Genomic DNA, 26,494 nt, shown 5'->3' on the forward strand with positions numbered 1-26,494 from the left:
AAAGCGGCCCGGAACCGAAGTTCAGGGGCGCTTTTGATGCAAGGGCTTGATTAGCCGACCAGCCCGTTGTCGGTGCGTTTGATCGCAATCACCGACGAACGCGGCGTACCGCCATCGGGCCAATTGCTGCCCGGATGCTGGATGCCAACAAACATGGTGCGCAGGTCGGTCGACCAGGCCAGACCGGTGACTTCACAGCCATTCGGGCCGGTCATGAAGCGCACAATCTCCCCGGTCACGGGATCGCCAACTAGCATCTGGTTATTGCCGTTTCCTGCGAATTCTTCCTCGTTGTCATCATTCCCGTCTGTCTGAATCCAGACCAGACCGGTCGAATCGATGGCCATGCCGTCGGGTGAGTTGAACAGGTTGCCTTCGTTCACATTTGCCGATCCGCCACGGTTATCCGAATGAACAGTTGGGTTTCCGGCCATGACATAGAGATCCCAATCAAAGCCAGTGGCCGCGTGATCTTCATCCGCTGGACGCCAGCGCACGATCTGGCCGTATTTGTTGGCCTCGCGCGGGTTAGGGCCGTTGACTGCAGTGTCATCACCCCCAGCATTTGGCTTAACTCCACGGTTCTTGTTGTTGGTCAGGCAGCAATATGCCTCGACCGCAACAGGGCTTGAGGCCACCCATTCCGGGCGGTCCATTGTGGTGCCGCCCGCAGCCGATGCGGCCATACGGGTAAAGATCAGAATTTCGGCCGCGTCCATGCCGGTTGTTTCCGGCGTCAGCGGCAGCCATTCGCCACTCATGTCGTCATTGAACTTGGCGACATATAGCGTGCCGTCATTCAACAAGCCCTGAGTGTCGACACCGGGCGCATAGGCCGCGTTCGAGACGAACCTGTAAAGATACTCGCCACGTTCATCGTCGCCCATATAGACCACGACACGACCGTCCGCAGCCAGCGCGACCTCAGCATTTTCATGCTTGAAGCGACCAAGGCCGGTGTGCTTGACCGGAGTGCTGTCGGGTTTGGTCGGGTCGATTTCAACGATCCAGCCTGCGCGGTGCGGCTCATTGGGGTTTTTCGAGGTGTCGAAGCGGGGGTCAAACAGTTCGTAGCCATTCCAGCTTTCGGCTTTGATGCCATAGCGTTTCATGCCGTCCGCGACCTTCTGATCGTAGCTGGCATTCTCGTCAGAGGAACCAAAGTAGCCGTTGAAATTTTCTTCGCAGGTCAGGTAGGTGCCCCACGGTGTCTTGCCGGAACCACAGTTGTTCATGGTGCCCAGCGACGCGGTTCCTGTCGGATCGGCCTCGGTCTTCAGTAGGTCATGACCAGCGGCGGGGCCGACGATCTTCATCGGAGTGTTATGGTGGATCCGGCGGTTGAAGGGGCTGTCCTTAACGACCGCCCAGCCCGCAGGGCCTTCCTTGATCTCCATTACTGTCACGCCCTGGATGTTCTGCAATTTCAAAACGTCATCGGCACTGGTCGGAACACCTTCTTGCGCGGCAGGCAGGTTGATCTTGCGGTTCGGGTACTCGTGGTTGATCGCAATCAGCTCGTGACCCCGGAACGAGAATGTCTCCATCCCATCCGTATTCTCGCCAAAAACCTTGTCCGAGTTTTCGACCGAACCGCCATCGGTCAAGTCATAGCCAACGGCCTCGGAAAACAGCGGATCGCCCCAGCGCATCAGCATCTTCCACTCATAACCTTCCGGCACGTGGACTGTCCCATCGGTCTGGGCAGGAATCGGCGTGAAGGCAAAGCGTTGTGCATCGACCGCCTGTGCTGAAGTTGAGCCCAACAAACCAGCGCCCATCGCCGCAGCGCCCGATCCAAAAGCCACAACTCCTGACAGGAAACCCCGTCGCGAGATAGCGCTTTCAACCACGCGGTCGAAGTCGTGTTCATCCGGGCGGGGGAAGTGCAACTCATCCCAATCGTCGGCGGAAAGGGTGGTAAGGTCGACGTCTGTCATGGATAGCTCCTGGCTGTCTGAACTAAGAATCGCACCGTGGGTTTAGAGCGATCACATGACAGGAAATTGACAGTCTGAGCAAAGCTTCTTTTGATCTGCGCCGCGTGCAGATTGACGCCGATCTACCTGCGGCGCTGATCAATGTTTAGGCGAATCTATCGCCTAACGACCAGAAGCCTAAGCCGCCTTTGCCTTGCTGCGGCAATAACATGAGGCATGGATAGGTACCGTGGCCCGTGCAGCAGCTTTGTCCAGTTGCAGCTTGATATGACGGGCCTCGGTCGTTTCACCGCGACGGATCAGGCATTCATGCAGGCCATGAAGGCTCCAGATATTGCCGGGATGCTGGCAAGCACGGGCGAGCGTGTCGTCCAGACCCAGATCGGCCCGATAGACTGCCTCGGCCTCATCGAATTGACCGTCTTCCATCAACAAGGCACCCAAAGCGTGCCTTGTTGGCTGCATCCATCCCCAAGGCTCGTCATAAACCAGATTGTCATCCAACTCGACCGAGCGGCGCAGATGATCAAGCCCGCCTTCGCGGTCACCGGATTTGAACGCGATCTCTCCATCCATCATCGCCTCGCCGATCATCAAAACATCCTCGGCGGTGTTATTGAATACCAGTCGACTTTCCGGGACGGCTTTCCTGGCCTGAACGGCCACTTCGCGTGCGTGCGTTGCGTCGTCCATACGACCCAAATTGGCCAGAGCCACAGCGCGCGCCTGATGAATTGCGGCGGTGGTATAGCTGTATAACTCCGCGTCGCCGGGCATGGGTTCATCCAGAATTTCCTGCCACATGCCGAAGCGAACCATGACATGGACCTTTTTGCCATAGAAGGATTCGAACAAATCCGGGAAGTAACGGATCACATTGTCCGGCAATAATCGCATCAATTCCTCGGACGCAGCCAGGGCCAATTCGGGTTGCCCAAGGAACATGGCCCCATAGGCTTCAAAATGTACGTTGTGGACGCGATAGACGGTATAGAAGTTCTCACCCCCGGCCATGGCTTCATATTTCTTGTCGACCGCTGCGGCTCGGTGATTGCGCCAGACCACATTCTGATAGTCGCCGCACAACACGTCGATATGCGTCGCCATGTGAACTAGATGCCCGCTGTCGGGCACCAGATCGACCAGCCGATCCCCGTGTCGCAGCGCATTTTCCGGAGTGGGCGACATCTCCATCAAGTGGATATACATATGCAGCAGGCCGGGATGATCCCAGGCACCGGGAAGCGTTTCAAAGGCCCTTTCCAGAACGGCTTGTGCCTCGGTGGTGGATGCCCCTTCGGCGGGCACGCCCTTCTTGAGATCCCATAGCTGCCAGGGCGTTCGGTTCATCAAGGATTCGGCAAACACAGATGAGACATCCAGGTCGTCCGGATGATCGGAATAAACCGCGCGCATCGAATCGGCGAACGCGTCGTTCCACGGGGCGTAATCTTCGATCTCGGGGTCCGACGGGATATGTTGTGAGATCGCTTCGATCAGCGCCGCCTCGACCGGGGTAGAGGATGCGCGCAATGCCATCGCCGCTTCGATTGCCTGACGCGACCGATCAAGGGTTGCAACTTTTTCATCGGGCTCGAAGAACTCCCATGGTTTGTTGTAATTTGGACCAATCGCATAGGCGATGCCCCAATGGGCCATACCGCATTTCGGGTCATGAGTAATGGCCTGTTCGAAACAGGCGGCAGCGGCCTCGTGGTTATACCCGAACAACCAGATGAGCCCCTGATCGAACAGTTTCTGAGCTTCGCTTGATGAAGTGGTAACAGCACGGCGATACGTGCCGAGGTCAAATTCGGTCATCATTCAATCCCCCGCTAAAATTCCGCCGAGGACGGGCAAACAGCGCCGGACGACGGATTTTCGAACTATAGCACATTTTCGTGAATGGCGTCGCGGAGCGCGGAAAATGCTCTTTTGAGCGTTTGCAATGATCCAGCCCGCCTGATCAGTTAAGAATACTCGCCGAAAAGCACCCGGCTGTTCGCACGTGTCGATCCTGGCAAAATGGACCTTTCAAATCACAGTGCGAGGCGCATTTGATTGAAACATCCTCTTGACGTCAAATTTCGTATGAAATAGGTGGTGGGCTCGCTGAGCGGGCGTTGTGTAGTGGTAAGACCTTAGCCTTCCAAGCTAATGACGCGGGTTCGATTCCCGCCGCCCGCTCCAGTTGATCCCTCACACAAGTTGCGTCATTTAGCCCTTATCGGGTTGCAAAACTTTGTCTTCAGCTTGACCCCAAACGCCTCTGACGCCAAGAAGCTGGGAATGATGCCTGATCAGGGCGATCGACCAAAATACAAGGGCCAGACATGGCAAGAACCAGCGCCGCCAGTCCAGCGAACAATTCGGCTCCGCGTGCACAGGAAGAGCGTGCGCGGTCAAAGAAAATAGGCGTGCTGCGGTCATTGTGGCCGTTTATGAAGCCCTATCGACTGCTGATGATCGGCGCGACACTGGCGTTGATCCTGACGGCCAGCATGACGCTGACATTGCCCTTGGCTGTGCGGCGTGTGGTCGACAATTTCCGCATCGAAGATGGTGATTTGCTTGAATGGTACTTTCTGGCCGCCCTCGGTATAGCCGGGATTCTCGCCGTGGGTACGGGTATTCGCTATGCTTTGGTGACCCGGTTGGGTGAACGTGTGGTGGCCGATATCCGAAAGGCGGTTTTTGACCGCGTGATCGGGATGAGCCCCGAGTTTTACGAGCGCATCATGACCGGCGAAGTTCTGAGCCGGATCACCACCGACACAACGCTGATCCAATCGGTGCTGGGGTCGTCTGTGTCCATCGCGCTCCGCAACCTTCTGATGTTCGTCGGTGGACTGGTGCTGATGCTGCTGACATCGGCTAAGCTGACGGGGATGGTGTTGCTGCTGATTCCGCTGGTGGTTGTGCCAATATTGGTACTGGGCCGCAGGCTAAGGGTGATCAGCCGGGAAAATCAGGACTGGATTGCGGCGTCCTCTGGAAATGCCGGCGAGGCGTTGGGTGCGGTGCAAACCGTGCAGGCTTTTACTCATGAGGACGCCAGCAAGACGCAGTTTGGAGAGATGACAGAAACTTCGTACGAAGTTTCTCTGCGTCGGATCCAGACCCGTGCGATTCTGACCGTCATTGTGATCTTTCTCGTCTTCTCGGGCATCGTTGGCGTGCTGTGGATGGGTGCGAATGATGTGCGTAACGGGATCATGACCGAGGGTGTGCTGATCCAGTTTGTGATCTATTCGATCATCATGGCGGGTTCAGTCGCGGCGTTGTCCGAAATCTGGAGCGAGTTGCAGCGCGCTGCAGGTGCGACCGAGCGTTTGGTCGAGCTTCTGAACGCTGAAGATACAGTCAACGATCCGTCGCAGGCCAAGGCATTGCCTGTGCCCGTACGCGGAGAGATACGTTTCGACGATGTGACATTCCACTATCCCGCGCGCCCGGACGTTGTCGCGCTGGATCATTTGTCACTGCAGATTAAACCTGGGGAGACAGTGGCCTTTGTTGGCCCGTCTGGTGCGGGCAAGACAACAGTCATCCAGATGATTCAGCGGTTCTATGATCCCGATGCGGGACAGGTCAGTCTTGATGGGCTCGACCTGCGCGAGTTGAACCGTGACGACTTCCGTCAGCACATCGCGCTGGTCCCGCAAGACCCCGTTATCTTTGCCGCTTCGGCGCGCGAGAATATCCGCTTTGGCCGTCTGGACGCCTCGGATGCCGAAGTCGAGTTCGCCGCCCGAGCCGCCGCCGCGCATGAATTCATCTCGGCTTTGCCCGAAGGGTATGACAGCTTTGTGGGCGAACGGGGCGTAATGCTGTCGGGTGGTCAGAAGCAACGTATCGCCATCGCACGTGCCATCCTGCGCGACGCACCGGTGCTGCTGCTGGACGAGGCGACCTCGGCTTTGGACGCAGAAAGCGAACGTGCGGTGCAGGGTGCGGTCGATAACATGAGGGCAGGGCGCACCACTCTGATCGTGGCGCACCGCCTGGCGACCGTTAAGAAGGCAGACCGGATTGTCGTGCTGGAAGCCGGGCGCATTGTGGCGCAGGGTACCCATAACGATCTGGTGGCGCAGGACGGTTTGTATGCCCGCCTCGCACGTCTGCAGTTCACCGACGGGGTGGCTGCAGAATAAAGTGACGCTCCGGCACATCTCGTTTCGCCGTAGCGTCATTCTACATATTCCCGGACCTGATCGCTAAGCCCTTGCTTGCGCATGGTGTGTTTTGCTTCCATCTTGGAGGTGACAAACAAGCCTGTGCGCGACACGGGAGACAGATCAGGGGAGGAGCCACATGGCCTTTGTGGGATTGGAAGACAAGGCACGCATCGAGCAGGAGATGACGTGGGAGGACCGGGACGTACCCGTCACTTTCCACCAGCTGTTGTCGCGGACGGCGGGCAAGTTCCCGAACCACAAAGCGATCAGCTTTCAGTTGTTGTCTGGACCGAGTGACAAGGCTGAGACGCTGACATGGTCCGAACTGCTGGGCAAGGTCAACCAAGCGGCCAATCTGTTCCGTTCCCTTGGCATCGGAGAAAACGATGTGGTGGCTTATGTGCTGCCCAACTGTAACGAGACGCTGGTCACCATGATGGGCGGTGCGGTGGCCGGGATCGTGAACCCGATCAACCCATTGCTGGAGCCGGAGCAGATCGCGGCGATCCTGCGTGAGACCAAGGCCAAGGTCGTGGTCACGCTGAAGTCCTTCCCCAAAACCGATGTAGCCCAAAAGGTTGAAGAGGCAGTACGACACGCTCCGGGCGTCAACACGATCCTTGAGATCGACCTGAACCGCTATCTGACGCCGCCAAAATCCTGGCTTGTACCATTCCTGCGTCCAAAGATGGGCGACAAGGAAAAGTTGGCCCATGCGGACTACAAGAACTTCATTGATGAGCTGAACAAGCAGCCTAAGACGCTGAACTTTGAGGACAGCCAGGAAGATCGCGTGGCGTGCTATTTCCACACGGGCGGCACCACGGGCATGCCGAAAGTGGCGCAGCACAAATACTCGGGCCTTATCTACAATGGCTGGTTGGGCAATACACTGCTGTTTGACGAGAACGACGTCATCATGTGCCCACTGCCGATGTTCCATGTCTTTGCGGTGCATGTCATCGTGATGGCGGCGGTGTCGTCTGGTGCACATGTGGTATTCCCGACGCCTGCCGGGTATCGCGGTGATGGCGTATTCGACAATTTCTGGAAACTGATCGAACGCTGGAAGGTTTCGTTCATCATCACAGTGCCGACGGCGATTTCAGCCAAAATGCAGCGACCTGTGGATGCGGATATATCCAGCGTTAAAACAGCATTTTCGGGATCAGCTCCGTTGCCGGTCGAACTGTTCCGTCGGTTTGAAGAAGCGACTGGCGTTACTATCGTCGAGGGCTACGGCCTGACCGAGGCCACTTGTCTGGTGTCATGCAACCCCGTGGATGGGGAAAAGAAGATCGGCTCGATCGGCATCCCGTTCCCCTATACGGACGTCAAAATCCTGCAGGACGGGCCGGATGGACCAACCGAGTGCGGCGTAGATCAGATCGGTGAAATTTGCATCTCGAACCCCGGCGTATACGCGGGAAATACTTATACCGAGACCGACAAGAATACGGACCTCTATCATTTCGATAAATACCTGCGCACGGGCGATCTGGGACGGTTTGATGAGGACGGCTATCTGTGGATCACCGGTCGCGCGAAGGACCTGATCATTCGCGGCGGACACAATATCGATCCTGCAGAAATCGAAGAGGCCTTGCTGGGCCATGATGCCGTCGCCTTTGCAGGGGCCATCGGTCAGCCCGATGCGCATTCGGGTGAGGTGCCTTGCGCCTTTGTTGAACTGGTCGAGGGGGCCTCGGTCACTGAACAGGAGCTGATGGACTATTGCAAGGTTCACGTCCACGAACGTGCAGCACAGCCCAAGCATATGACCATTCTGGACGAGTTGCCGAAGACCGCCGTTGGCAAGGTGTTCAAACCCGAACTGCGCAAGCAAGCCATCACTCGTATCTACAACGGTGCTTTGGACGCCGCAGGCATTGAAGCGCGGGTCGTTTCGGTAATCGACGACAAGAAGCGAGGTCTTGTCGCACAGCTTGACGCGAATGGGTCTTCCGAAGACGATGTCTCAAAAGTGCTGGGTTCGTTTACCCGGCCATGGGAGTGGTCTGAATAATTCGGAGGAACAATGGACTATGAACGTCTGATCGACGAGGAGACCTGGGGTTTCATCCGGCGCACGGCCGAGAGCTATCCGGATGATACAGTAGAGATGTCCATTGCTGACCAACGCCGGGTCTATGACGCGATGTGTCAGGACTTCCGCCAGCCGCGCCCACCTGGCATCGAGGTGCGCGACAGGTCCGCCGATGGCGTACCTGTTCGCATCTATAGTGCCGGTGACCCCACCCGGACTGTCGTCTACATACATGGTGGTGGGTTCGTCGTCGGGGGCTTGGATAGCCACGATGATGTCTGTGCGGAACTCTGCGCCCAGACGGGCTATCGGATCGTTTCGGTCGACTATCGGTTGTGCCCTGAGCATGTGCACCCGGAGCAGTTTCAGGATAGCTGGACCGCCACGAACTGGGTGGTTCAGGAATACGGCGAGCCGATCGTGCTCGCCGGTGACAGCGCGGGTGGCAATCTGGCAGCAGCCGTTTCGCACCATGGTCGGGGGCGGTTGGAAAATGTGCTGGGGCAGGTCCTCATATATCCCGGCTTAGGCGGAGATATGTCGCAGGGGTCGTATATCGAACATGCCAATGCCCCGCTGCTGACATTGGACGATATCCGGTTTTATGAGACTGTTCGGTATCAAGGGACCACGCCCCAGAACGATCCTACCTATGCACCGTTGCATGACGTCGATTTCTCGGGGCTACCGCCGACGGTGGTGGTGACCGCCGATTGCGATCCGCTGCGCGATGACGGGAAAGCTTATTGCGACCGGATCACAGCCGCAGGTGGGCAAGCCCAATGCATCAACGAGGCAGGTTTGGTCCATGGGTACCTACGCGCCAGAACATCTGTCGGGCGCGCAGCGGACAGCTTTGAACGCATTTCCGTGGCCATTGAGGCATTGGGGCAGGGGATTTGGTCCTACGACTGAACCGCGTCAGGTCAGGAACGGCTTGGCTTTCATCGTGTCCGCCACCGGCGCACCCATACGCTTAAGTATGGTTGGGGCTAGCTGAAGCTGGTCGATCACGGTATCCGGTTCAGGGCCTTTGGCCTCACCAAAATAGTAAAGCGCCGTTTCCTGCTGCAACGGGCTGCGACCACCGTGATGGCCGCGTTCGTCCTGACCATGATCAGCCGTCACGATGACGTCATAACCCAACTGCTGCCAACGCGGAATGAATGGGGCCAGCATTTCGTCCATGACGAAACAGGCATGGTCCATCTCGGCGCAATCGTGGAAGAAACGATGCCCCATGCTGTCCAGTGTGCAAGTGTGCAGGATGCCATAATCCAGTCCGAAGCGCAGACACAGGTTGGTGAGCGAGGCAAACAGATCGACATCGCTTGGCGTCATCTGGTTGGCGTTGCCATATCCCGTCATTGAATGAAAGCGACCATGGTTGATTGTCAGGTTGTCGGGCTCGTCATATTCAACATCGCGGACGTAGTCGAACGGGTGGCGATTGAAGAATTGAGACCAATAGCTGTGGGTGACCGCGCCGGTTACACCGCCTGCCTCACGCACCTGACTGAACACGTCCTTGTGGCTTAGTCGGAAGACGTTGCCGTTGCCTGTACAGCCATGCTCTTGCGGTGTGACCCCGGTGTGGATGGAGGCGTAGCAGCTGGCAGAGGTCGAGGGCAGCACAGAGCGGAGTTTCCAAACCCGGGCAGCACCGCTGTCGACCCACCCTTCAAGATTGCCAAACAGTCGACGAAAGTTGCGCCAGGGGACGCCGTCGAGGATGATCAAAAGCAGTTTGCGGTCCATGTTCCGGCCCTTGTTTCTGAGTATTCGTTCCGGCGAACCTATGAGATTCGTCCGGCTATGGCTGCGCATTTGCGCCCCAAATAGCAAAATCCCGACGTCTGCTTGTGTTCACAGCGCCGGGAATTTGAATGGTCTTCGGTGTTTCTATGAGAAGGGCGCGGATCAGTTCCCCGCGCTCTCCATTTTGCGGTGGGCGACAACCTCTTCCAGCCAGCCAAGATGCATCTCAGGCACCGAGCTAAGCAGCAAGTCTGTATAGTCGTCGAACGGAGGGCTTAGCACCTGACTCTTGGGACCGTAGCGAACCACCCGACCCTGGTACATCACCGCGATACTATCGCTGATCGCACGGACTGTCGCCAGATCGTGGGTGATGAACAGGTATGCCACATCCTCGATCTTTTGCAGATCCAGCAGCAGCTTGAGGATACCGTCCGCGACCAACGGGTCGAGCGCCGAGGTGACCTCATCACAGATGATCATCTTTGGCTTGGCTGCCAGCGATCGCGCGATACAGACACGCTGTTTTTGACCACCTGACAGTTCCGCCGGATAACGATCGATGAACTTCTCGCCCAGTTCGATCTCATCCAGCAGCTCAACGATCCGCTTGCGTTTCTCGGCGCCGCGCATGTTGAAGTAGAACTCGAGTGGGCGGCCGATAATCGTACCGACGGTCTGACGCGGGTTCATTGCCACGTCGGCCATCTGGTAGATCATTTGCAGCTCACGCAGGTCTTCACGCGTGCGGCCTTTCAGATCAGAGCTGAGCTTGCGGCCCGCAAAGGTAATCTCACCATCGCGGGGCGGAAGAAGCCCGGTGATGACCCGTGCCAGCGTAGACTTGCCCGACCCGGATTCACCCACAACCGCCAGTGTCTGCCCCGGATGAAGCTCGACGTTGACATTATGCAGCACGTCGAAGTTCAAGCCTTTGTAGCGCGCGGTGATACCATCGACGCTCAGCACGGGTTCAGGAGTTGGTTTTTTCTCTTCGTGCTCGATTGAGCGGACCGAAACCAGCGCCTGTGTGTACTCTTCTTGCGGGCGGTTGATGATCTGATCGGTATTTCCGTATTCGACCGTATCGCCCATCCGCAGCACCATGATGTCATCACTGACCTGGGCCACAACTGCCAGATCATGGGTGATATACAAGGCGGCAACGCCCGAGTCGCGAATGGCGTCTTTGATGGCCATCAGCACATCGATTTGGGTAGTCACGTCCAGTGCCGTGGTAGGTTCGTCAAAAACCACCAGATCAGGCTCAGGGCAAAGCGCCAGCGCCGTCATGCAGCGCTGCAGCTGTCCGCCCGAAACCTGGTGCGGGTAACGATCACCGATATTGTCAGGGTCGGGCAGACCCAGCTTGGCAAAAAGCTCACGCGCGCGGGCTTCAGCCTCTTTGCGCGAAAACTTCTTCTGCTCAACTGCGGCCTCGACCACTTGATCCATGATCTTCTTTGCGGGGTTGAACGATGCGGCGGCGGATTGGGAAACATATGTTACCTCACCACCGCGCAGTTTGCGGATATCCCCATGAGATGTCTTGAGGATATCACGCCCGTTTACCCAAACCTCGCCCCCGGTGATTTTCACACCGCCACGGCCATAGGCCATTGAGGCCAGACCGATGGTAGATTTGCCAGCCCCGGATTCGCCGATCAGACCCAGCACCTTGCCTGGCGCGAGGTCAAAGCTGACCCCGTGCACGATCTCGATGTCATGGGGCTTTTCACCCGGCGGATAGACGGTCGCGCCGATTTTGAGGTCGCGGACCTTGAGAAGGACATCACTCATCCCCGGCCTCCTTTCAGCGATGTGGTACGATTCAGGACCCAGTCAGCCACCAGGTTGACCGAGATTGCCAGCGTCGCAATGGCCACAGCGGGATAAAGCGCTGCGCCGATGCCATAGACGATGCCATCCTTGTTTTCTTTCACGATACCGCCCCAGTCAGCCAGCGGTGGCTGGACGCCCAGTCCCAGGAACGACAGGGTCGAGATGAACAGAACCATGAAGATGAACCGTAGCCCGAATTCGGCCACAAGTGGCGACAGCGCATTGGGCAGGATTTCCCGGAAGATGATCCAGGCGCGCCCTTCGCCGCGCAGCTTGGCGGCTTCAACATAGTCCATCACGTTGATGTCCACCGCTACGGATCGCGATAGACGATACGGGCGAGTGGCATCCAGTAAGCCCATAACAAGGATCAGGATCGGGACGGTCACCGGAACGATGGCCAGAATGACCAGTGCCAGGATCAGAGTCGGGATTGACATGATCAGATCCACCGTACGGCTGAGCGCCTGATCAGCCCATCCGCCCAGTACAGCAGCCAGCAAGCCCAGCGACGTACCGGTCAGAAAGCTGAGCAGCGTCGCCGCTGCCGCGATGAAGATTGTCGTGCGCCCGCCATAGATCATGCGGGTCAGCAGATCGCGACCGATATTGTCAGTGCCTAGCAGATGTTCGGGGCTGCTCGGCTCCCAGACGTCGCCGACGACTTCTGCCATTCCATAGGGTGCAATCAACGGGGCGGCGATCGCCACAAAGAAATAGGCGAAGGTGAAGATAAGGCCAATCAGAGCCGAAAGAGGAATGTTCTTTATCATTTCGGATGCCTCAGTCTTGGGTTGGCAAGGATCGACACGATATCTGCAACCATGTTCAGACCGATATAAACGGCCGCAAACACCACGCCGCAGGCCAGAACAACCGGCACATCACGTTTGGTCACGGCATCCACAAGGTATTGCCCCATACCTGGATAGACGAACACAACCTCGACCACGACAACACCCACGACCAGATAGGCCAGGTTCAGCATGACGACGTTCACGATCGGTGAAATCGCGTTGGGAAAGGCATGGCGGGCAATAACCTGAAATGTGCTGAGGCCTTTCAATTCAGCGGTTTCGATATAGGCCGATTGCATGAGGTTCAGAATGGCCGCGCGCGTCATGCGCATCATCTGTGCCAGCACGACCAGCGTCAGAACAAAGGCAGGTAGCGCGATTGCATTCAACTTTTGTCCAAACGACATAGAATCATTGATCATCGCAAGCGACGAGAACCATCCCAATTTCACTGAGATATAGTAGATCACCACATAACCGATCAGAAATTCGGGGATCGAAACCGTCGTCAGGGTGATGGCTGAAATCAGTTTGTCGGGCCAGCGATTGCGGAACCGCACGGCAAGCAGCCCCAGAAAGATTGCAAGCGGTACGGAAACTATTGCTGCCACGCAAGCCAGGAACAGAGTGTTCCCAAGGCGTTTTCCAATACTCTCGGAGATATCAAGTTTGTTGGTCAGGGATTGACCCAGGTCACCCTGAAGTATGCCGCCCAACCACTCGAAATAGCGTGTAAGGGCAGGGCGGTTCAGGCCCATTTCTTCGCGTAGGTTTGCCAAGGCCTCTGGAGTTGCGGACTGCCCCAGGACGGCTTGCGCGGCGTCTCCGGGTAGGGCTTCGGTTAGGCCGAAAATCAGGGCCGAAGCGCCGAGCAGCAAAAGGAGTCCCAGCGCTAGGCGCTGGGAAACCAATTTGATGATGGGATGCATTATCCGTAGCCCGTTTTAGACGAACCACATTTTGCGGGATATGTTGCCGTTCATCATCTCTTGCGTCGGGTCAGATTCCCATCCGTCCAGTTGGTTGCTGATGCCCTCGACAAAGTCGTTGAACATCGGACAGATCAGGCCGCCTTCGTTGCGGACCATTTGACCCATCTGGCTGTAGATGGCTTTGCGTTTCTCAGGGTCGAGTTCCGCCTTTGCCGCGAACAATAAGTCGTCAAACGCCTGAACCTTAAACCTTGTGTCATTCCAGTCTGCGGTCGACAGATATGCAGTCGAGTACATCTGGTCCTGAACCGGGCGGCCGCCCCAATAAGACGCACAGAAGGGTTGAACGTTCCAAACCTCGGACCAGTAGCCATCATTGGGCTCACGCTTGATTTCAAGCGGAATTCCAGCCTGTGCTGCAGTCTGCTGGAACAGAGCAGCAGCATCTACAGCACCTGGGAACGCACCATCGGCAACGCGCAAAATAATCGGAGAGCCATCATGTCCAGATTTCTTATAGTGCTCTGCAGCCTTTTCAACGCTGAACTCGCGCTGTTCGATGGTTTCATCAAACAATGGATAGGCTGAATTGATCGGCATATCATTCCCGATCGAGCCATAGCCGCGCAGAACTTTGTCAACCAATTCCGCGCGGTTGATGGCGTACTTCAGTGCGGTGCGCAGTTCATTGTTATCAAACGGAGCCGTGTCGCAATGCATGATGAAGACATAGTGACCGCGACCAGCGGTTGAATGCACCGTCAGGTTAGGCGCACGGCCCAACAGGTCGGCAACTTTGGGTTCAACGCGGTTGACGGCGTGGACCTGTCCGGACTGCAGTGCAGCGGTCCGTGCCGTCGCATCGTTGATCACAACAACTTCTACGCTGTCAAAATTGCCGAAATCGCTGTTCCAGTGGTTTTCGTTCTTGGTGAACAAGTGGCGGACGCCGGGTTCGTCCACTTCTAGTTTGTACGGGCCGGTGCCGATACCTGCCGCCGGATTATCCATGCCGCCATCGGGCTGAATGATGAGGTGATAGTCGGCCATCAGATACGGCAGGTCGGCGTTCGGCTCGGTCAGTGTGACCTGGAAATTATCTCCATCGGCCTTCATCGACTCGATGCCTTTCATGATGCCCAAGGCACCTGATTTGGAATCTTCGTTCGAGTGGCGCTGCATAGTTTTCAGCACGTCTTCGCTGGTCATGGTCTTGCCGTTGTGGAACTCAACCCCTTGACGCAGCTTGAACGTCCAAACTTTCGCGTCTGCACTTCCTTCGACGCTTTCAGCCAGGCGCGGTTCGATGGTTCCGTCGGGCGCCACTTCGACCAGTTGGTCTCCGAACTGCTTGCCGTTCTGGAACGGGACTGAGCTTGCGTAGGTTGCCGGATCAAGTGAGTTGGTCGATTCACCACCCTGCAAACCGAATTTCAGATCGCCGCCCTTTTTCGGACCAGCGGCACGTGCGGCATCGGCAAACATAGTGCTTGCCATTGCGGCCGAGACACCCAGTGCCGCTGCTTTACCCATGAATTCACGGCGGGTCAGCTTTCCAGCTGTGACCTGCTTTGACATGTGAGTGAGTTGTTCGTTCATCCAGATTTCTCCCAGTTGATAGGATGTTCAGCCCGTTGGTGGGCTTTTTATTGACGCATGAGTCAACTTAGGTGCAATTCAGGGCAGCGGGCAAGTGCAAATCTCTTGAAATAATGGGGAGGTTCCGCCTTTGATCGCGCCAGATGATCTTGTTATGAGCCTTTGGAAATCCAAAACCCCTTATTCCTAACTACTTACTCTGACCTGAACAAATTATCCGATAGTTGCCTGGTCAGTTTTGCATGAACTTTCGTTCCACAGATCAAACGCCAGTCCGGCCTCTAAGTGATTCTATCGGGTGGGTTTTTCGGATGGGTGGGGTCAGGGTCCCGGATCAGTTTTTTATTGCAACAATCAGATCCATTACGTTTGTCCCCGTGGGTCCCGTGACCAACAGCGCCCCCGCCTTGTCGAGGAAACTGCCGCTATCTGCATTGTCCAGATACGCTTGCGCCTTATCAGACCAAGTGTCGCCGGTAACGATGGCGCCTGCTGCATCTGTTGGCCCGTCGGTGCCATCTGTTCCTCCGACGATGACGGTCAAATCAGATTGCCCTGCGATTTCGCGCGCGAGTGCTAGAGCAAGGGCCTGATTGCGCCCACCGCGCCCTGGCGCATCAGGTAGGACCACGGTTGGTTCGCCGCCAAATACCATGGCGCCCTTGGGCATATTCCGCAGCCGATCTCCTAATTTAGCTGCAACCGAGAGATAGTCATCGTGCATCGCTTCCTCGTTGTCGAGGACCTTGATGCCTGAGTTCTCGGCCGCAATTGCTGCAGCGTCGCGCGCGTGTGCGTTTGATGCGATTATCGCGGTGTGGGCAGAAAACTCCGGTTCTTCAGGCGACGATCCGATACCGGAGCCAATAACACCCAGATCATCACCCGGGACGTCCGAGATCGCCAGAACGATCACGCTTTTCCCCGAGAATGCCGACAACAAACCGCCACCCTTGATCCGGGACAGCTTGCGCCGTTCCGTGTTCATTGCACCGATGTCGAGGCCTTCACTCAGCAGTCTTTGGTTGAGGGCCTCAAGATCATCCAATGTCGCACCGGCCACGAGGTCCTCGGCAAGCGAAGAAGCCCCTCCCGAAACTAGCAGAAGCAGCTTGCTGTTGGGTTTCATCGCCTCAACCGTTTCGCGCAATGCCTGCCCACCCTTCAGACTGCGGGCATCGGGAACCGGGTGTGCAGCTTCAATCACCACAATATGCTTAGGCAGGTCGTGGCCATGGCCATCCTTGGTAACCACCAGAGTGGGCACTGGGCCAAACCGTTCGACGGCGGCACGGGCCATGGCCCCTGCGGCTTTTCCAACGGCCAATATCTGATCTGGGGCTTCGATCGCCTGAGTGGCCTCCAGCGTTGCGCGATATCCATCAACCGCCGCCACGCCTGCGCGCCAAATGTCCTGTGCCTTTTGCGAACTCTGCATCAGCTTTCCATCCAAATTGTGACTGGTCCGTCATTGACCAACTCTACCGCCATGTCAGCTCCGAACGCACCTGTCTCAACCGGAATGCCCCGCGATGAAAGGTTGTGTACAAACGCCTCGTAGAGGTGTTCGCCCTCAGCCGCCGGGGCGGCCCCGGAAAACCCAGGCCTGTTTCCACGCGATGTGTCAGCTGCCAAGGTGAACTGGCTGACCACCAGGGCCGAGCCCTCAATGTCCAATATCGACCGGTTCATCTTTCCCGCGTCGTCTTTGAAGATACGGAGCTTTGCGATCTTTTCAGCCAATTGATCAGCTTGTTTCTCTCCATCCCCCTGCATCGCACAAACCAGAATCATCAATCCGGGGCCCGATCGCCCGATGACTGTTCCACCGACTTTGACCGAGGCACTGGAAATTCTTTGAAGTAAGGCGCGCATCTGCAGATCCTGTATTTTATTGCTATTCGTGCCAATCGATCACTTCATCCAGCGCGGCACGTTCCGTTCTGAACGCGTTCGCCGGGTGATCCATATCCGCATATCCGAACGAAATCGCGCACAGAATCAAGCGATCTTCTGATATCCCGAAATAACGGTGAAGAAATGCGCCATGTGCCGCTACCGCTGCCTGCGGGATACAAGCCACACCAAGGGCCTGCGCCGCCAGTGAAAATGCGGTCACGAAGCCACCACAATCCATCGCGCCGTAAGGGCCCAGTTCAGCCGGGCTGGACAGTATGGCGCAATGTGGGGCGCCGAACAGAGCATAGTTTTCCATCATCTGTTGCGCCGAGGCCCTGCGATCACCTTTTTCGATACCAACCGCTTTGTAGAGGGCCCAGCCACAGGCGCGACGGCGCTCTTGATAAACACCAGAATAGCCGGTTGGAAAGGGTAGGTCCGGAGCAGGCGCAACGTGCGAGGCTTCGTGTTGCAACGCGTCCCGAAAATGGTCTGTCTCGGCCCCGCTGGTGATGACGACTTGCCAGGGTTGCGCGTTGCACCAGCTTGGAACACGCGCAGCACTGGCGACAATCTGTTCAATCTGTTCGCGAGGCACCAAGTCCGTGCGAAAGGCACGGCAAGAAAAACGATCGGCCAAGAGCGCGTTCAGAGCGTCAAGGTGCAATTCAACATCTCCTTTCAGGCATGCCGAGGAGTAGGTTCCATGAGCGTGCTCTGCTTATCAGCTTTATTGCTGTCCAGTTGCCACCAGATACCCGACGCCGGCCGCAACGAGAAGGCCCAGAACCACGGCGATCGTAATCTTGATTGCGGACCAGGGACGCTCACCCTGAACGCGGCCGGTCCGGCCATTGACCACAAAACGATAGGTCTGGCCGCGGTATTTGTAGGCCGCCATCCAAACCGGCAAAAGGATGTGTTTGAATGTGACATCTCGCACTTCGGTGTCGACAGCGTGAATGCGCTGACGATCACCTCCGATATCGAAGCGCACGTCACGCTCGATCACCCGTGCCATATGTGCGCGGGCCTCTTGATAACCTTCTCGCAGTTCGACCGTGTAAGCCTCGGCGCGGAAACCGGCCAGATATTCCGGCTGGTATGGCTCAAGCGCAGGCAGGTCCCATGGCTCCAGCGCATCGGTATAGGATTTGGGCAGCGATTGAGACGCCAAAACCAGAACATCGTCAAAGAACCTTGCGACCCGTCCGGATTTTGGAGTCCAGCGTACTTTGGGAACCTGTTGCTGCACGCGCTTTCCATCGCGCATCACAGTGCGAGTTTCGTAATACACCACACCGCGTTCCCCACGATAGCTCGACTTGGTATCAGCGTCGAAGGTCCAATACGGGACATAAATGCCCTGCATCTTGCGTCCCTTTCGGGCGTATTCCTTCAACCCGTTGGGTGCAAACCACAGTCGGCCCAGCCAATCCCCCATTGCCTTGTGGGCCGAGCGTTCATCCAGTGCAAAGGGCAACACTCCGCGAGGTTTGATATGGCGGCTGACGCCTGTATCGGTCACTACCGGAGTGGCACAGAACGGGCACTCCGCAGCATGGGTGTTCGGATCAAACTCAACCTGAGCCGCGCAGTTCGGACAGGTCAGAACACGGGTTTCTTCAATCTCGCTGTCAGGCAAGCGATCCGCGATGGCGGCGTCGAAATCCAGCTCTCGCAGACTCGCACCACCCCATGGGCCAGCACCGATCGTTCTGGTGTTGCCACAATGATCGCAGGTCAGCGTTCCGTCACCGGGATTGAACCGATAATCCGCCCCGCATTGGTCACAGGGGAAACGGTGTTCGTCTTTCGCCATGACAGAACCTCGAAATCAGGTTACCAAATGTCAGATCACGCGCCCGGAGGCGGCGGCGGTAAAATCGTGAACAGCTGCGCCAACTCCTGCACGTCGCCTGCCTTCTTCCAGCCGTCCTGTCCGGCGGTCCAAACGTGGGTATCACGCGTGATTTCACCATCGGTTGCCATACGACCCATCTTGGCCTTGGAGAACGGCCCGCTGGTCTGGCCATCCACCGCGATATGCCACACGTGCTCGACGGGTGGCGGGGGTGGCGGTGCCGCAGGCGCTGCGGCTTGCGGGGCAGCGGGGGCGGAACCGCCCCAAGGGCCGCTCGGCTGACCCGCTGCCATGTTCGACATCTGCTGCGCCATCGCCATGCCCATTCCCATGCCAAGACCCGCGCCCATGCCGCCACCCTGGCCAGGGTTGTTGGCTGCCGCAGTCATCGCTTCGGCTGCGGAATACTGCGTGAATTTACCCAGATCGCCCGCCAAGCCCATGGACGTGCGTTTGTCCAGCGCAGCTTCGACCGCAGGCGGCAGTGAGATGTTTTCGATATAGAATTCGGGCATGCTCAAGCCATACCCGTCCAACACCGGGGACACCTCAGCCGCGATCAACTTGCCCAGATCGGCGGTGTTCGCCGCCATATCGAGAACTGGAATGCCCGAGCCTGCGATGACGCGGCTGAATTCCTGCACGATGATGTTTCTGATCTGAAAGCTGATCTCGTCCATGGTGAATTCACCATCGGTGCCTACGATCTCTACTAGGAATTTCGCCGGGTCCTTGACCCGCACTGTATAGGTGCCGAAGGCCCGGATGCGTGTTGGCCCAAACTCGGGATCGCGCAGCATGATCGGGTTCTTGGTGCCCCATTTCAGGTCATTGAACCGGGTCGTGTTAACGAAGTAAATTTCAGACTTGAATGGAGACTGAAAGCCGTGATCCCAATGCTGCAGCGTCGTCATGATCGGCATGTTGTTTGTCTCAAGCATGTAGAGACCTGGGGTGAAGACATCCGCCAACTGCCCTTCATGCACAAAGACCGCCGCTTGACCTTCGCGCACGGTCAGCTTGGCGCCGTATTTGATCTCGTGTCCTTCACGCTCGAACCGCCAGACCATCGTGTCGCGCGTATCGTCGACCCAGTGGATGACGTCGATAAATTCGCCGGTCAGAAAATCAAAAATTCCCATTGGATTTCTCCTGTCTTCGGGGTCAGAGCGACTGCCCCATCAATTCGCGTGCAATGATACGGACCACCGGGCGCGCTTCTTCAGCGGTCATGCCAGCCTTAAGGCGCGGGTCATAAAGGATGGTCAGCAGCTTTTCGTCATGACTTGTCAGCAGGGCGAACTCGTCGTCATCGTTGAAGATTGATGGCCGGGCAGACGGGCTGTCATTCGGCAGCCCCAATCCCTGAGCGATCTCTTCGTGGACGCAACTCAGGCGCACCAGATCGGGATGTTCCGCCCGGATCAGGGCAACAGCCCGGGTATATGTCTGTGGCGCGCTGTTCGACGCCGAAGCGAATACAAAGCAATAGAAAGAGCGCGGCAGTTTGTCGAAGAGGTCAAGTTGTGCCTGCCCTATGCCCGGGATCAGTTGTCGCAGCCGGGCTTGCACATAAGCGGTATCATCTTCACCCGCCACGAAGACGTGGAAATTTGCATTCCGGGTGGTGGTTGAGACCGGGTGTCCAGTGAGCCGCGACAAGCGGTTGGCGTAGGCGCCAATTCGGGCGGTCTCTTGCTGGCGGACTTCAGGTGCAACCGATGGACCAAACTCGGGCTTTATGCGAACCGGCGACGACCAGCGACTAAGCTGTCGGCTGGTGCGGCTGCTGCCGCTGGCAACGCCTTGCCCCGGATATTCATTATAAAACGCTATGGTCTCAAAGTTCCGGGCCAGATCATCGGCATCATAGGGCGTATCAGGGCCACCGCCATCGGTTCTCAGCAACCCGCGCGTCAGCAAGTTGTTTTGTACGCTTTCATAGTATCGCGCGAGATCAAGGCTCGCTGGTGAGGGCGCTTGATATGCATTGCTCAGGCCTTGCGGCTGGGCAGGTTGAGGTTCAGGAGCGATCGTCGTCGTCAATGCCTCATCGCAGCCAGCAAATGCCAGCAGCGACAAGCCCAATACTGCAATCTTAGCGCGATGAAATGGCCGCACGCCCGCTGTTTCCATTATCCGGGAACAGCCGTTCCGGCATTGTCGCCGATCCCGTCCTGTCGCGCCTTGGCCGAGGCGAGCGTGTCGCGCAATTCGGCCTCCATCTTCTTCAGTTCTTCCTCGGCTGCGGCGCGTTTGGCCTTGCCTTCGTCTGCAATGGCGAGGCTTTCGTTGATGGTGCCGATCAGGTCTGCATTGGCTTGTTTGACGGCTTCGATATCGAAGACGCCACGCTCCATCTCTTCGCGGATCATTTTGTTGGATTCGCGCAAGTTGGCGGCGTTCGAGGTCAGCAATTCATTGGTCAGATCATTGGCATCACGTACGGCAGCGGCGGCCTCGGCACTGCGCTGTATGGTGACAGCTTGTGCCAGCTGGGTTTCCCAGAGCGGTACTGTGTTGACGAGGGTCGAGTTGATCTTGGTCACCAGCGACTTGTCATTTTCCTGCACCAGACGGATGGAGGGCAGCGATTGCATCGTCACCTGACGGGTAAGCTTCAGGTCGTGGACCCGGCGTTCCAGATCATCGCGCGCGGCACGCAAGTCGCGCAATTCCTGCGCTTCCATCACCTGTTGGTCTTCGGGCGCGGCCTGAACCTCGGCCTCTTTTTCAGGAATGTCGTGGCTGTCCAGCTCGGTCAGCTTCTCCTCTCCCGCTGCGATGTAAAGTGCGAGTTCGTCGTAGAACTCCAGCGTTTTTTCGTACAGCAGATCCAAAGACTTGATATCTTTCAGCAGTGTATGCTCATGCCCCAGAAGATCATCAGTGATCCGGTCGATCTGGCTTTGAACGTCTTCATACTGCGCTGTGAACTTGGCAAAGGGTGCAGCGCGGCCCAGCAGTTTTTCCCACCAACTGCGTTCGCGACGCACATCCAGTTCGCTGACTGAAAACCCCCGGATCGTTGTTACGATATTGCGAAGGCTGTCACCCGCCGGGCCCACATCCTTGTTGCGCACGTCGGCCAGCATGGCCTGACTGATCTCTTGCAATTCCGCCTGTGCGGATGATCCGAACGAGACGATCGAGTTTGTGTCGCCCATGTCGATCTCACCCATCCGCTTGCGGATCTCGGCACCAACCGGTTCGTCGGCCTCTTCCAACGGGACAATCTCGGCCTGCGGCTCGGGGAGGGCTACGGCGGTGACTTCCTGCACCAGCGTTTCAGCCTCGACTGCCTTGTTTTTAATCTCATCGGACATGGGGTAATCCTCGCTTACATAAAAGCCGGTCAGTCCAACCGGACGCCTTCGCGCTGCAGCCGGTCGCGCAGCACATCAATTTCAACCGTCAGATCACTGCGGTCATCCAATAGCATCTTTCGCGTCCGCGCCGCGAAATTCTGTTCAAGATCGTCCAGCAACGCCGAATAGTCCGCCAACGCCTGCGCATCACGCGTCCGTGCATAGACGTCCGAAAACTTCACCGTCGCATCGCGCGCGCCCTGCAAATAAACCGTCAGGTATTTTCGGGCACCAGCCAGATCGCGCGGGTCTTCCTCGACCGTGCGAAACAGATCGCGGGCTGTATCCTGAAAGCGTTCGACCCGCGCTTCGATCCGGCGGTCACCTGCGCGTTTTATTGCATCTGTCATTTGGGTCAGATGGGTTTCGGCGTCCTCGACCACGCGTGCGACACGGTCCTGCTGGAAGGTGTCGACACCCTCCATTCCTTTGTCCTTCATTGGGTCGAGGCCGAAGGAAACCGAATGTAGAACCGTTGCAGCGGCGCCAAACAGGATGGGGGCCAGCAGGCTTACCTGTGATGCTGTTTCGGCGTCCAGAAATTCGGTCCGGTATGAGGCTAGCGCCGCCCCCAAACCGGTCAGAACGCTGGAAAATATCTTGCGGGGAAACGCAGGTCTGCGTGCGGTGCGGCGGGCGTTGTAAGCGGATTCGGCCCTTAAACCTTCGCGCAGCAGAAACGCGGCAGCGGTCAGTAGCCCTGCCGCAACCAGGCCGATGGTCATTCCGATCGCGCCATCGTTCAGAGACAGAAACACCAGTGGTATCGCCGGGACAAACAGGATGTTCGCGCGTGCACCTGCCGGTTCGACACGGGCACCATCGAATTGGCCACGCGATGGCTGATCCTGCGAGGAAACATCGCCTTCTGGGCTGAATTTGCCGCCGTACCGTTTGGCCATTTCGCTACAGGCCCCCCAACAGACCGGTGCAGACGCCGAACAACAGCACCAACAGGGCCGCATAGGCCAATTTTTGTACTCCGGTCCCGGACATAGCGCCCCCCAACTGTGACCATCAGGGAAAATTTAGGCGATACGAGGGCTTGGCGCTAGGGGGAAGGTTGAATAACCCGCGTCACTTGCGAGGTTTCTTGCCGATTGCTGGTCTTTTGCGCTGCGGTCGAGCAGGGCGTTTGGCCGGGGGTATTCCGCTATCCTCAGCATCCAGCCCCAGTTGGTCGCGCATGACACGGCGGCGGATTTCTTCAACCTCGCCGGGTTTCAGGTTGCCCAGTTGGAATGGGCCGTAAGAAACCCGCAAAAGCCTGTTCACCACATAACCGATATCTTCGATAGCGCGGCGGATTTCGCGATTCTTGCCTTCGCGCAGGCCGATGGTCAGCCAAGCGTTCGCGCCCTGTTGACGGTCCAGTGTCACGGTCATGGGCTGAAACCGTTCACCATCGATTACCAGGCCTTTGCGCAGCGGTTCGAAATCCTCGTCTTTGGGGCGTCCATTTACCCGCACCCGGTATTTGCGCAGCCATCCAGTTGAGGGCAGTTCCAGCTTGCGCTTGATGCCGCCATCATTAGTCAGCAGTAGCAATCCTTCCGAGTTCAGATCGAGTCGCCCGACGCTCATGACCCGGGGCATATCCTCGGGCAGGTCGTCAAAAATCGTCTTGCGGCCTTTTTCGTCACGCGCCGTCGTCACTAGTCCCGGTGGCTTGTGATAGAGCCACAGGCGTGATGGCTCGGGCTCGGATACTGGTTTACCATCGACGGTAATCCTGTCCTTGGCGGTTACGTTCAGCGCAGGGCTGTTGATCGCCTTGCCATTCACGGTCACACGTCCGGCTTCGATCATGCGTTCAGCTTCGCGGCGCGAGGCGACACCGGCGCGGGCCAGCACTTTGGCGATCCGGTCGCCGGGAGGAGGGGTATTGGTCATCCTCCGGCCATAACCCATCCCGGCGGCTTGCGAAAGACGGGTTTCTGAGGCAGTCAGAGGCATGAAGTTCAGATCCCACATGAAACAGGCGCTGGAACAGGCACAGGCGGCAGCAGACCGAGGTGAAGTGCCGGTCGGCGCGGTGATCGTCGCGCCCGGCGGGCAGGTGGTGGCCGCAGATGGGAACCGCACCCGCGAGTTGAATGACCCCACTGCCCATGCTGAGATTCTGGCTCTGCGCGCCGCATGTGCCGCGGCCGGGTCCGAGCGTTTACCCGATCATGACCTTTACGTAACCCTTGAGCCTTGTGCCATGTGCGCCGCAGCGCTGGCCGCAGCCCGCATCCGGCGCATCTACTACGGCGCTTCCGATCCGAAATCTGGCGGTGTCGCGCATGGCGCGCGCGTGTTTTCACACCCACAGGCCCACCATCGACCCGAGGTCTATGACGGCATTGCCGCCGAAGAGGCTGCCGCGCTGCTGAAACGCTTCTTCGCGGCGCAGCGCGGTTAAGTTTTTACGACCATTTCACGTGGGATATCAGCCAGGGGCTTGCCCCCATCTGACGTCACCACAAAGCTTTCGGTAATCGCCAGTCCCCAGTCTGGGGTCCAGAGGCCGGGCATTAGGTGAAAGGTCATATTCTCTTGCAATTCCGTCGTGTCACCGGGTCGCAGGCTCATGGTGCGCTCGCCCCAGTCGGGCGGATAGCTGAGCCCGATGGGATAGCCGGTGCGGTTGGCTTTGACATACCCCGCGCGGGCGAAACTGTCATAGACACAAGCCGCGACCTCTTCGCAGGTGATGCCAGGGCGTGCGGCGGTCATTGTGTCGTCGATAGCGGTTAGAACGGCGGCTTCGGCCCGGCGGATATCATCCGGGGGATCACCCAGAAACAGGCTGCGACTGGCGGGGCAGTGATAGCGTCGATAGCAGCCGGAGATTTCGAAATAGGTCGCCTCATCCCGCGCCAGAGGTCGGTCGTTCCAAGTAATGTGCGAGGCAGAAGCCTCACGACCGGAGGGTGCAATCGGCACGATAGCAGGGTAATCTCCGGCTAGGCCGGGCAGTCCGGCGATGCCTGCCGCCTGCACTTCGGCGACAAGTTGGTTTTTGGGCAATCCTTCGCGATATGCGTCACGCAGAACACCGTGCATATGTGCGGTCAGCTGACCCGCCTTGCGCATCATTGCGATCTCGGCATCGCTTTTTACGGCGCGCTTCCAATTCACAAGCCCTGTGGCATCAATCAATGCACCGAAGGCGCGTTCGAGGATGCGGTGACTGGCGGCTGAGTAATAATAGTTATCCATCTCCACGCCGATACCAGAGGTCCAGCCGCGATCCCGCAACGCAAGGACGAGCGCGTCGACCGGATGGTGGTCCGGGTGTTGCACATGCTCTTCGGGCCAGTCCAGCAGGTCCATCTGGTCCAGCCAGGTGGTCTGCGCAGCCCCCGCCTTGTCCTGCGTTCTGCCCCACCAAAGGGGCGATCCGCTGGCGGGCAGGATGACCATCTGCGGTACGTAAAAGCTCCAACCGTCATAACCGGTGAGCCACGCCATGTTCGATGGGTCCGTGATCAACAAGGTCTCGATACCCTGTTGATCCATCGCAGAACGGGTCTTGTGAATGCGGTCAGCGTATTCCTGCGCGCTGAAATCCGACGCGGGCATCAGAGAGAAATCGCCTGCATGACCTCGGGCTCGATTACATCGACACCGGGTAACCCGTCAGCCAATTCCTGAGCCGATTGCGCGAGAATCGGAAAGGTCTTGTAATGGCACGGGATCACTGTCTTGAAATTGAAATACCGCTTGGCAGCATAGGCAGTGCCCTTCATGTCCATGGTAAAGTGGCCGCCTGCCGAAAGGATGCCGATATCGGGTTTGTAATAATCACCCATCCACTCCATGTCGGCCATAATGTCGGTATCGCCAGAGAAATAGAGCATACGGTCCTCGGACGCGATCATATAGCCGACCTCGGTTCCACCCGTGCGAAGACCATCAGGCGTCGAGAAGGTCGAGCTGTGCGACGCAGGCACCATCGTTAATTTGACACCGTTTAGGTCAACAGTGCCACCCTTGTTGAATCCGACCGTTTCAATACCTTCAGCCTCGGCCCAGTAGCCCATCAGGTCGTATTGCCCGACCACGGGCACGTTTAGATGTTTGGCCAGCGGCAGCACATCGACGACATGATCGAAATGAGTATGAGTCAGCAGGATATGCGTCGCGCCCGCAACGGCTGCGTCATGCTGATCTTCGGGCAAAGACGGGTTGCCCGTCAGCCAGGGATCGATCAATAGAACTTGTCCTGCTGTTTCGATGCGAAAGCTGCCATGTCCCAGCCAAATGATATCCATAGAGAATC

General features: G+C 57.5%; 22 protein-coding genes and 1 tRNA gene. 5 read left to right on the forward strand and 18 right to left on the reverse strand.

What is annotated here, in order from left to right; genetic code table 11:
- Window positions 1-50: 50 nt before the first annotated feature.
- A complete protein-coding gene (locus ACRZ9U_RS03570) occupies window positions 51-1,940 on the reverse strand; it encodes a PhoX family protein (protein WP_170401666.1) in 1,890 nt (629 codons plus the stop codon).
- A gap of 177 nt (window positions 1,941-2,117) precedes the next feature.
- Window positions 2,118-3,761: a tetratricopeptide repeat protein gene (locus tag ACRZ9U_RS03575; protein ID WP_170402853.1), complete on the reverse strand. Its 1,644-nt coding sequence runs from the start codon at window positions 3,759-3,761 to the stop codon at window positions 2,118-2,120.
- 295 nt (window positions 3,762-4,056) lie between these two features.
- On the opposite strand from ACRZ9U_RS03575, the gene ACRZ9U_RS03580 reads away from it, so the two are divergent.
- The 4 genes from ACRZ9U_RS03580 to ACRZ9U_RS03595 all read left to right on the forward strand — a co-directional run bounded on the left by ACRZ9U_RS03580 (window position 4,057) and on the right by ACRZ9U_RS03595 (window position 9,080).
- Window positions 4,057-4,130, forward strand: a tRNA-Gly gene (locus ACRZ9U_RS03580).
- Window positions 4,131-4,273: 143 nt separating this feature from the next.
- Entirely contained in the window at window positions 4,274-6,094 is a 1,821-nt protein-coding gene (locus ACRZ9U_RS03585; protein WP_170401664.1) for an ABC transporter transmembrane domain-containing protein, read from the forward strand.
- Between the two features lie 160 nt (window positions 6,095-6,254).
- Window positions 6,255-8,144 (forward strand): acyl-CoA synthetase, encoded by a 1,890-nt coding sequence (locus ACRZ9U_RS03590; protein ID WP_170401661.1) that lies wholly within the window; start codon window positions 6,255-6,257, stop codon window positions 8,142-8,144.
- Between the two features lie 12 nt (window positions 8,145-8,156).
- Window positions 8,157-9,080, forward strand: a complete 924-nt coding sequence (locus ACRZ9U_RS03595; protein ID WP_480901304.1) for an alpha/beta hydrolase — start codon at window positions 8,157-8,159, stop codon at window positions 9,078-9,080.
- 6 nt (window positions 9,081-9,086) lie between these two features.
- Here ACRZ9U_RS03595 and ACRZ9U_RS03600 read toward each other — a convergent pair whose 3' ends face one another.
- From ACRZ9U_RS03600 to ACRZ9U_RS03665, 14 genes are all read right to left on the reverse strand, one after another.
- A complete protein-coding gene (locus tag ACRZ9U_RS03600) occupies window positions 9,087-9,923 on the reverse strand; it encodes an alkaline phosphatase family protein (RefSeq protein WP_170401655.1) in 837 nt (278 codons plus the stop codon).
- Between the two features lie 162 nt (window positions 9,924-10,085).
- On the reverse strand, window positions 10,086-11,723 hold the full coding sequence (locus ACRZ9U_RS03605; protein WP_170392262.1) for an ABC transporter ATP-binding protein: 1,638 nt from the start codon (window positions 11,721-11,723) through the stop codon (window positions 10,086-10,088).
- On the reverse strand, window positions 11,720-12,535 hold the full coding sequence (locus ACRZ9U_RS03610) for an ABC transporter permease (protein WP_170402849.1): 816 nt from the start codon (window positions 12,533-12,535) through the stop codon (window positions 11,720-11,722). Before ACRZ9U_RS03610 ends, ACRZ9U_RS03605 begins: the two co-directional genes overlap by 4 nt.
- Window positions 12,535-13,491, reverse strand: a complete 957-nt coding sequence (locus ACRZ9U_RS03615) for an ABC transporter permease (RefSeq protein WP_170392259.1) — start codon at window positions 13,489-13,491, stop codon at window positions 12,535-12,537. The genes ACRZ9U_RS03610 and ACRZ9U_RS03615 overlap by 1 nt, the downstream gene beginning before the upstream one ends.
- A gap of 15 nt (window positions 13,492-13,506) precedes the next feature.
- Window positions 13,507-15,093: an ABC transporter substrate-binding protein gene (locus ACRZ9U_RS03620; RefSeq protein WP_170401652.1), complete on the reverse strand. Its 1,587-nt coding sequence runs from the start codon at window positions 15,091-15,093 to the stop codon at window positions 13,507-13,509.
- Between the two features lie 334 nt (window positions 15,094-15,427).
- Window positions 15,428-16,531 carry a DUF4147 domain-containing protein gene (locus ACRZ9U_RS03625; RefSeq protein ID WP_170401649.1) on the reverse strand — a complete coding sequence of 368 codons (1,104 nt, stop codon included), beginning with the start codon at window positions 16,529-16,531 and terminating at the stop codon, window positions 15,428-15,430.
- The gene (dtd, locus tag ACRZ9U_RS03630) at window positions 16,531-16,968 is read right to left on the reverse strand and encodes a D-aminoacyl-tRNA deacylase (protein ID WP_170401646.1); all 438 of its coding nucleotides are present in this window, start codon (window positions 16,966-16,968) and stop codon (window positions 16,531-16,533) included. Before dtd ends, ACRZ9U_RS03625 begins: the two co-directional genes overlap by 1 nt.
- 22 nt (window positions 16,969-16,990) lie before the next feature.
- Window positions 16,991-17,659, reverse strand: a complete 669-nt coding sequence (locus ACRZ9U_RS03635; protein ID WP_170401643.1) for a nitroreductase — start codon at window positions 17,657-17,659, stop codon at window positions 16,991-16,993.
- Between the two features lie 63 nt (window positions 17,660-17,722).
- Window positions 17,723-18,814: a TFIIB-type zinc finger domain-containing protein gene (locus ACRZ9U_RS03640; RefSeq protein WP_170392249.1), complete on the reverse strand. Its 1,092-nt coding sequence runs from the start codon at window positions 18,812-18,814 to the stop codon at window positions 17,723-17,725.
- A gap of 35 nt (window positions 18,815-18,849) precedes the next feature.
- Window positions 18,850-19,998 (reverse strand): SPFH domain-containing protein, encoded by a 1,149-nt coding sequence (locus ACRZ9U_RS03645; RefSeq protein WP_170401638.1) that lies wholly within the window; start codon window positions 19,996-19,998, stop codon window positions 18,850-18,852.
- A 22-nt stretch (window positions 19,999-20,020) separates the two neighbouring features.
- Window positions 20,021-20,992, reverse strand: a complete 972-nt coding sequence (locus ACRZ9U_RS03650; RefSeq protein ID WP_170401636.1) for a DUF2927 domain-containing protein — start codon at window positions 20,990-20,992, stop codon at window positions 20,021-20,023.
- On the reverse strand, window positions 20,992-22,182 hold the full coding sequence (locus ACRZ9U_RS03655; RefSeq protein ID WP_170401634.1) for a toxic anion resistance protein: 1,191 nt from the start codon (window positions 22,180-22,182) through the stop codon (window positions 20,992-20,994). The genes ACRZ9U_RS03650 and ACRZ9U_RS03655 overlap by 1 nt, the downstream gene beginning before the upstream one ends.
- Before the next feature lie 29 nt (window positions 22,183-22,211).
- Window positions 22,212-23,126 carry a 5-bromo-4-chloroindolyl phosphate hydrolysis family protein gene (locus ACRZ9U_RS03660; protein ID WP_170401630.1) on the reverse strand — a complete coding sequence of 305 codons (915 nt, stop codon included), beginning with the start codon at window positions 23,124-23,126 and terminating at the stop codon, window positions 22,212-22,214.
- Between the two features lie 175 nt (window positions 23,127-23,301).
- Entirely contained in the window at window positions 23,302-24,117 is an 816-nt protein-coding gene (locus ACRZ9U_RS03665; RefSeq protein WP_480444218.1) for a pseudouridine synthase, read from the reverse strand.
- Between the two features lie 61 nt (window positions 24,118-24,178).
- Here ACRZ9U_RS03665 and ACRZ9U_RS03670 point away from each other — a divergent pair, with 61 nt between their 5' ends.
- Window positions 24,179-24,631, forward strand: coding sequence for a nucleoside deaminase (locus ACRZ9U_RS03670; protein WP_170401621.1), 453 nt, complete (start codon window positions 24,179-24,181; stop codon window positions 24,629-24,631).
- On the opposite strand, the gene ACRZ9U_RS03675 is transcribed toward ACRZ9U_RS03670, so the two are convergent.
- Window positions 24,628-25,794: a M24 family metallopeptidase gene (locus ACRZ9U_RS03675; protein WP_170401618.1), complete on the reverse strand. Its 1,167-nt coding sequence runs from the start codon at window positions 25,792-25,794 to the stop codon at window positions 24,628-24,630. The genes ACRZ9U_RS03670 and ACRZ9U_RS03675 overlap by 4 nt on opposite strands.
- The gene (locus ACRZ9U_RS03680) at window positions 25,794-26,486 is read right to left on the reverse strand and encodes a metal-dependent hydrolase (RefSeq protein ID WP_170392232.1); all 693 of its coding nucleotides are present in this window, start codon (window positions 26,484-26,486) and stop codon (window positions 25,794-25,796) included. Before ACRZ9U_RS03680 ends, ACRZ9U_RS03675 begins: the two co-directional genes overlap by 1 nt.
- Window positions 26,487-26,494: the final 8 nt, after the last annotated feature.

It is taken from the genome of Ruegeria sp. D7 (assembly GCF_056534355.1).

Coding starts and splice junctions, on each gene's coding strand:
- ACRZ9U_RS03605 (WP_170392262.1), bottom strand. CDS start 11,723: ATGAGTGATGTCCTTCTCAAGGTCCGCGACCTCAAAATCGGCGCGACC.
- ACRZ9U_RS03590 (WP_170401661.1), top strand. CDS start 6,255: ATGGCCTTTGTGGGATTGGAAGACAAGGCACGCATCGAGCAGGAGATG.
- ACRZ9U_RS03665 (WP_480444218.1), bottom strand. CDS start 24,117: ATGACCAATACCCCTCCTCCCGGCGACCGGATCGCCAAAGTGCTGGCC.
- ACRZ9U_RS03650 (WP_170401636.1), bottom strand. CDS start 20,992: ATGGAAACAGCGGGCGTGCGGCCATTTCATCGCGCTAAGATTGCAGTA.
- ACRZ9U_RS03595 (WP_480901304.1), top strand. CDS start 8,157: ATGGACTATGAACGTCTGATCGACGAGGAGACCTGGGGTTTCATCCGG.
- ACRZ9U_RS03575 (WP_170402853.1), bottom strand. CDS start 3,761: ATGACCGAATTTGACCTCGGCACGTATCGCCGTGCTGTTACCACTTCA.
- ACRZ9U_RS03675 (WP_170401618.1), bottom strand. CDS start 25,794: ATGCCCGCGTCGGATTTCAGCGCGCAGGAATACGCTGACCGCATTCAC.
- ACRZ9U_RS03620 (WP_170401652.1), bottom strand. CDS start 15,093: ATGAACGAACAACTCACTCACATGTCAAAGCAGGTCACAGCTGGAAAG.
- ACRZ9U_RS03655 (WP_170401634.1), bottom strand. CDS start 22,182: ATGTCCGATGAGATTAAAAACAAGGCAGTCGAGGCTGAAACGCTGGTG.
- ACRZ9U_RS03615 (WP_170392259.1), bottom strand. CDS start 13,491: ATGCATCCCATCATCAAATTGGTTTCCCAGCGCCTAGCGCTGGGACTC.
- ACRZ9U_RS03645 (WP_170401638.1), bottom strand. CDS start 19,998: ATGGGAATTTTTGATTTTCTGACCGGCGAATTTATCGACGTCATCCAC.
- ACRZ9U_RS03625 (WP_170401649.1), bottom strand. CDS start 16,531: ATGCAGAGTTCGCAAAAGGCACAGGACATTTGGCGCGCAGGCGTGGCG.
- ACRZ9U_RS03585 (WP_170401664.1), top strand. CDS start 4,274: ATGGCAAGAACCAGCGCCGCCAGTCCAGCGAACAATTCGGCTCCGCGT.
- ACRZ9U_RS03570 (WP_170401666.1), bottom strand. CDS start 1,940: ATGACAGACGTCGACCTTACCACCCTTTCCGCCGACGATTGGGATGAG.
- ACRZ9U_RS03670 (WP_170401621.1), top strand. CDS start 24,179: ATGAAGTTCAGATCCCACATGAAACAGGCGCTGGAACAGGCACAGGCG.
- ACRZ9U_RS03600 (WP_170401655.1), bottom strand. CDS start 9,923: ATGGACCGCAAACTGCTTTTGATCATCCTCGACGGCGTCCCCTGGCGC.
- ACRZ9U_RS03680 (WP_170392232.1), bottom strand. CDS start 26,486: ATGGATATCATTTGGCTGGGACATGGCAGCTTTCGCATCGAAACAGCA.
- ACRZ9U_RS03660 (WP_170401630.1), bottom strand. CDS start 23,126: ATGGCCAAACGGTACGGCGGCAAATTCAGCCCAGAAGGCGATGTTTCC.
- dtd (WP_170401646.1), bottom strand. CDS start 16,968: ATGCGCGCCTTACTTCAAAGAATTTCCAGTGCCTCGGTCAAAGTCGGT.
- ACRZ9U_RS03640 (WP_170392249.1), bottom strand. CDS start 18,814: ATGGCGAAAGACGAACACCGTTTCCCCTGTGACCAATGCGGGGCGGAT.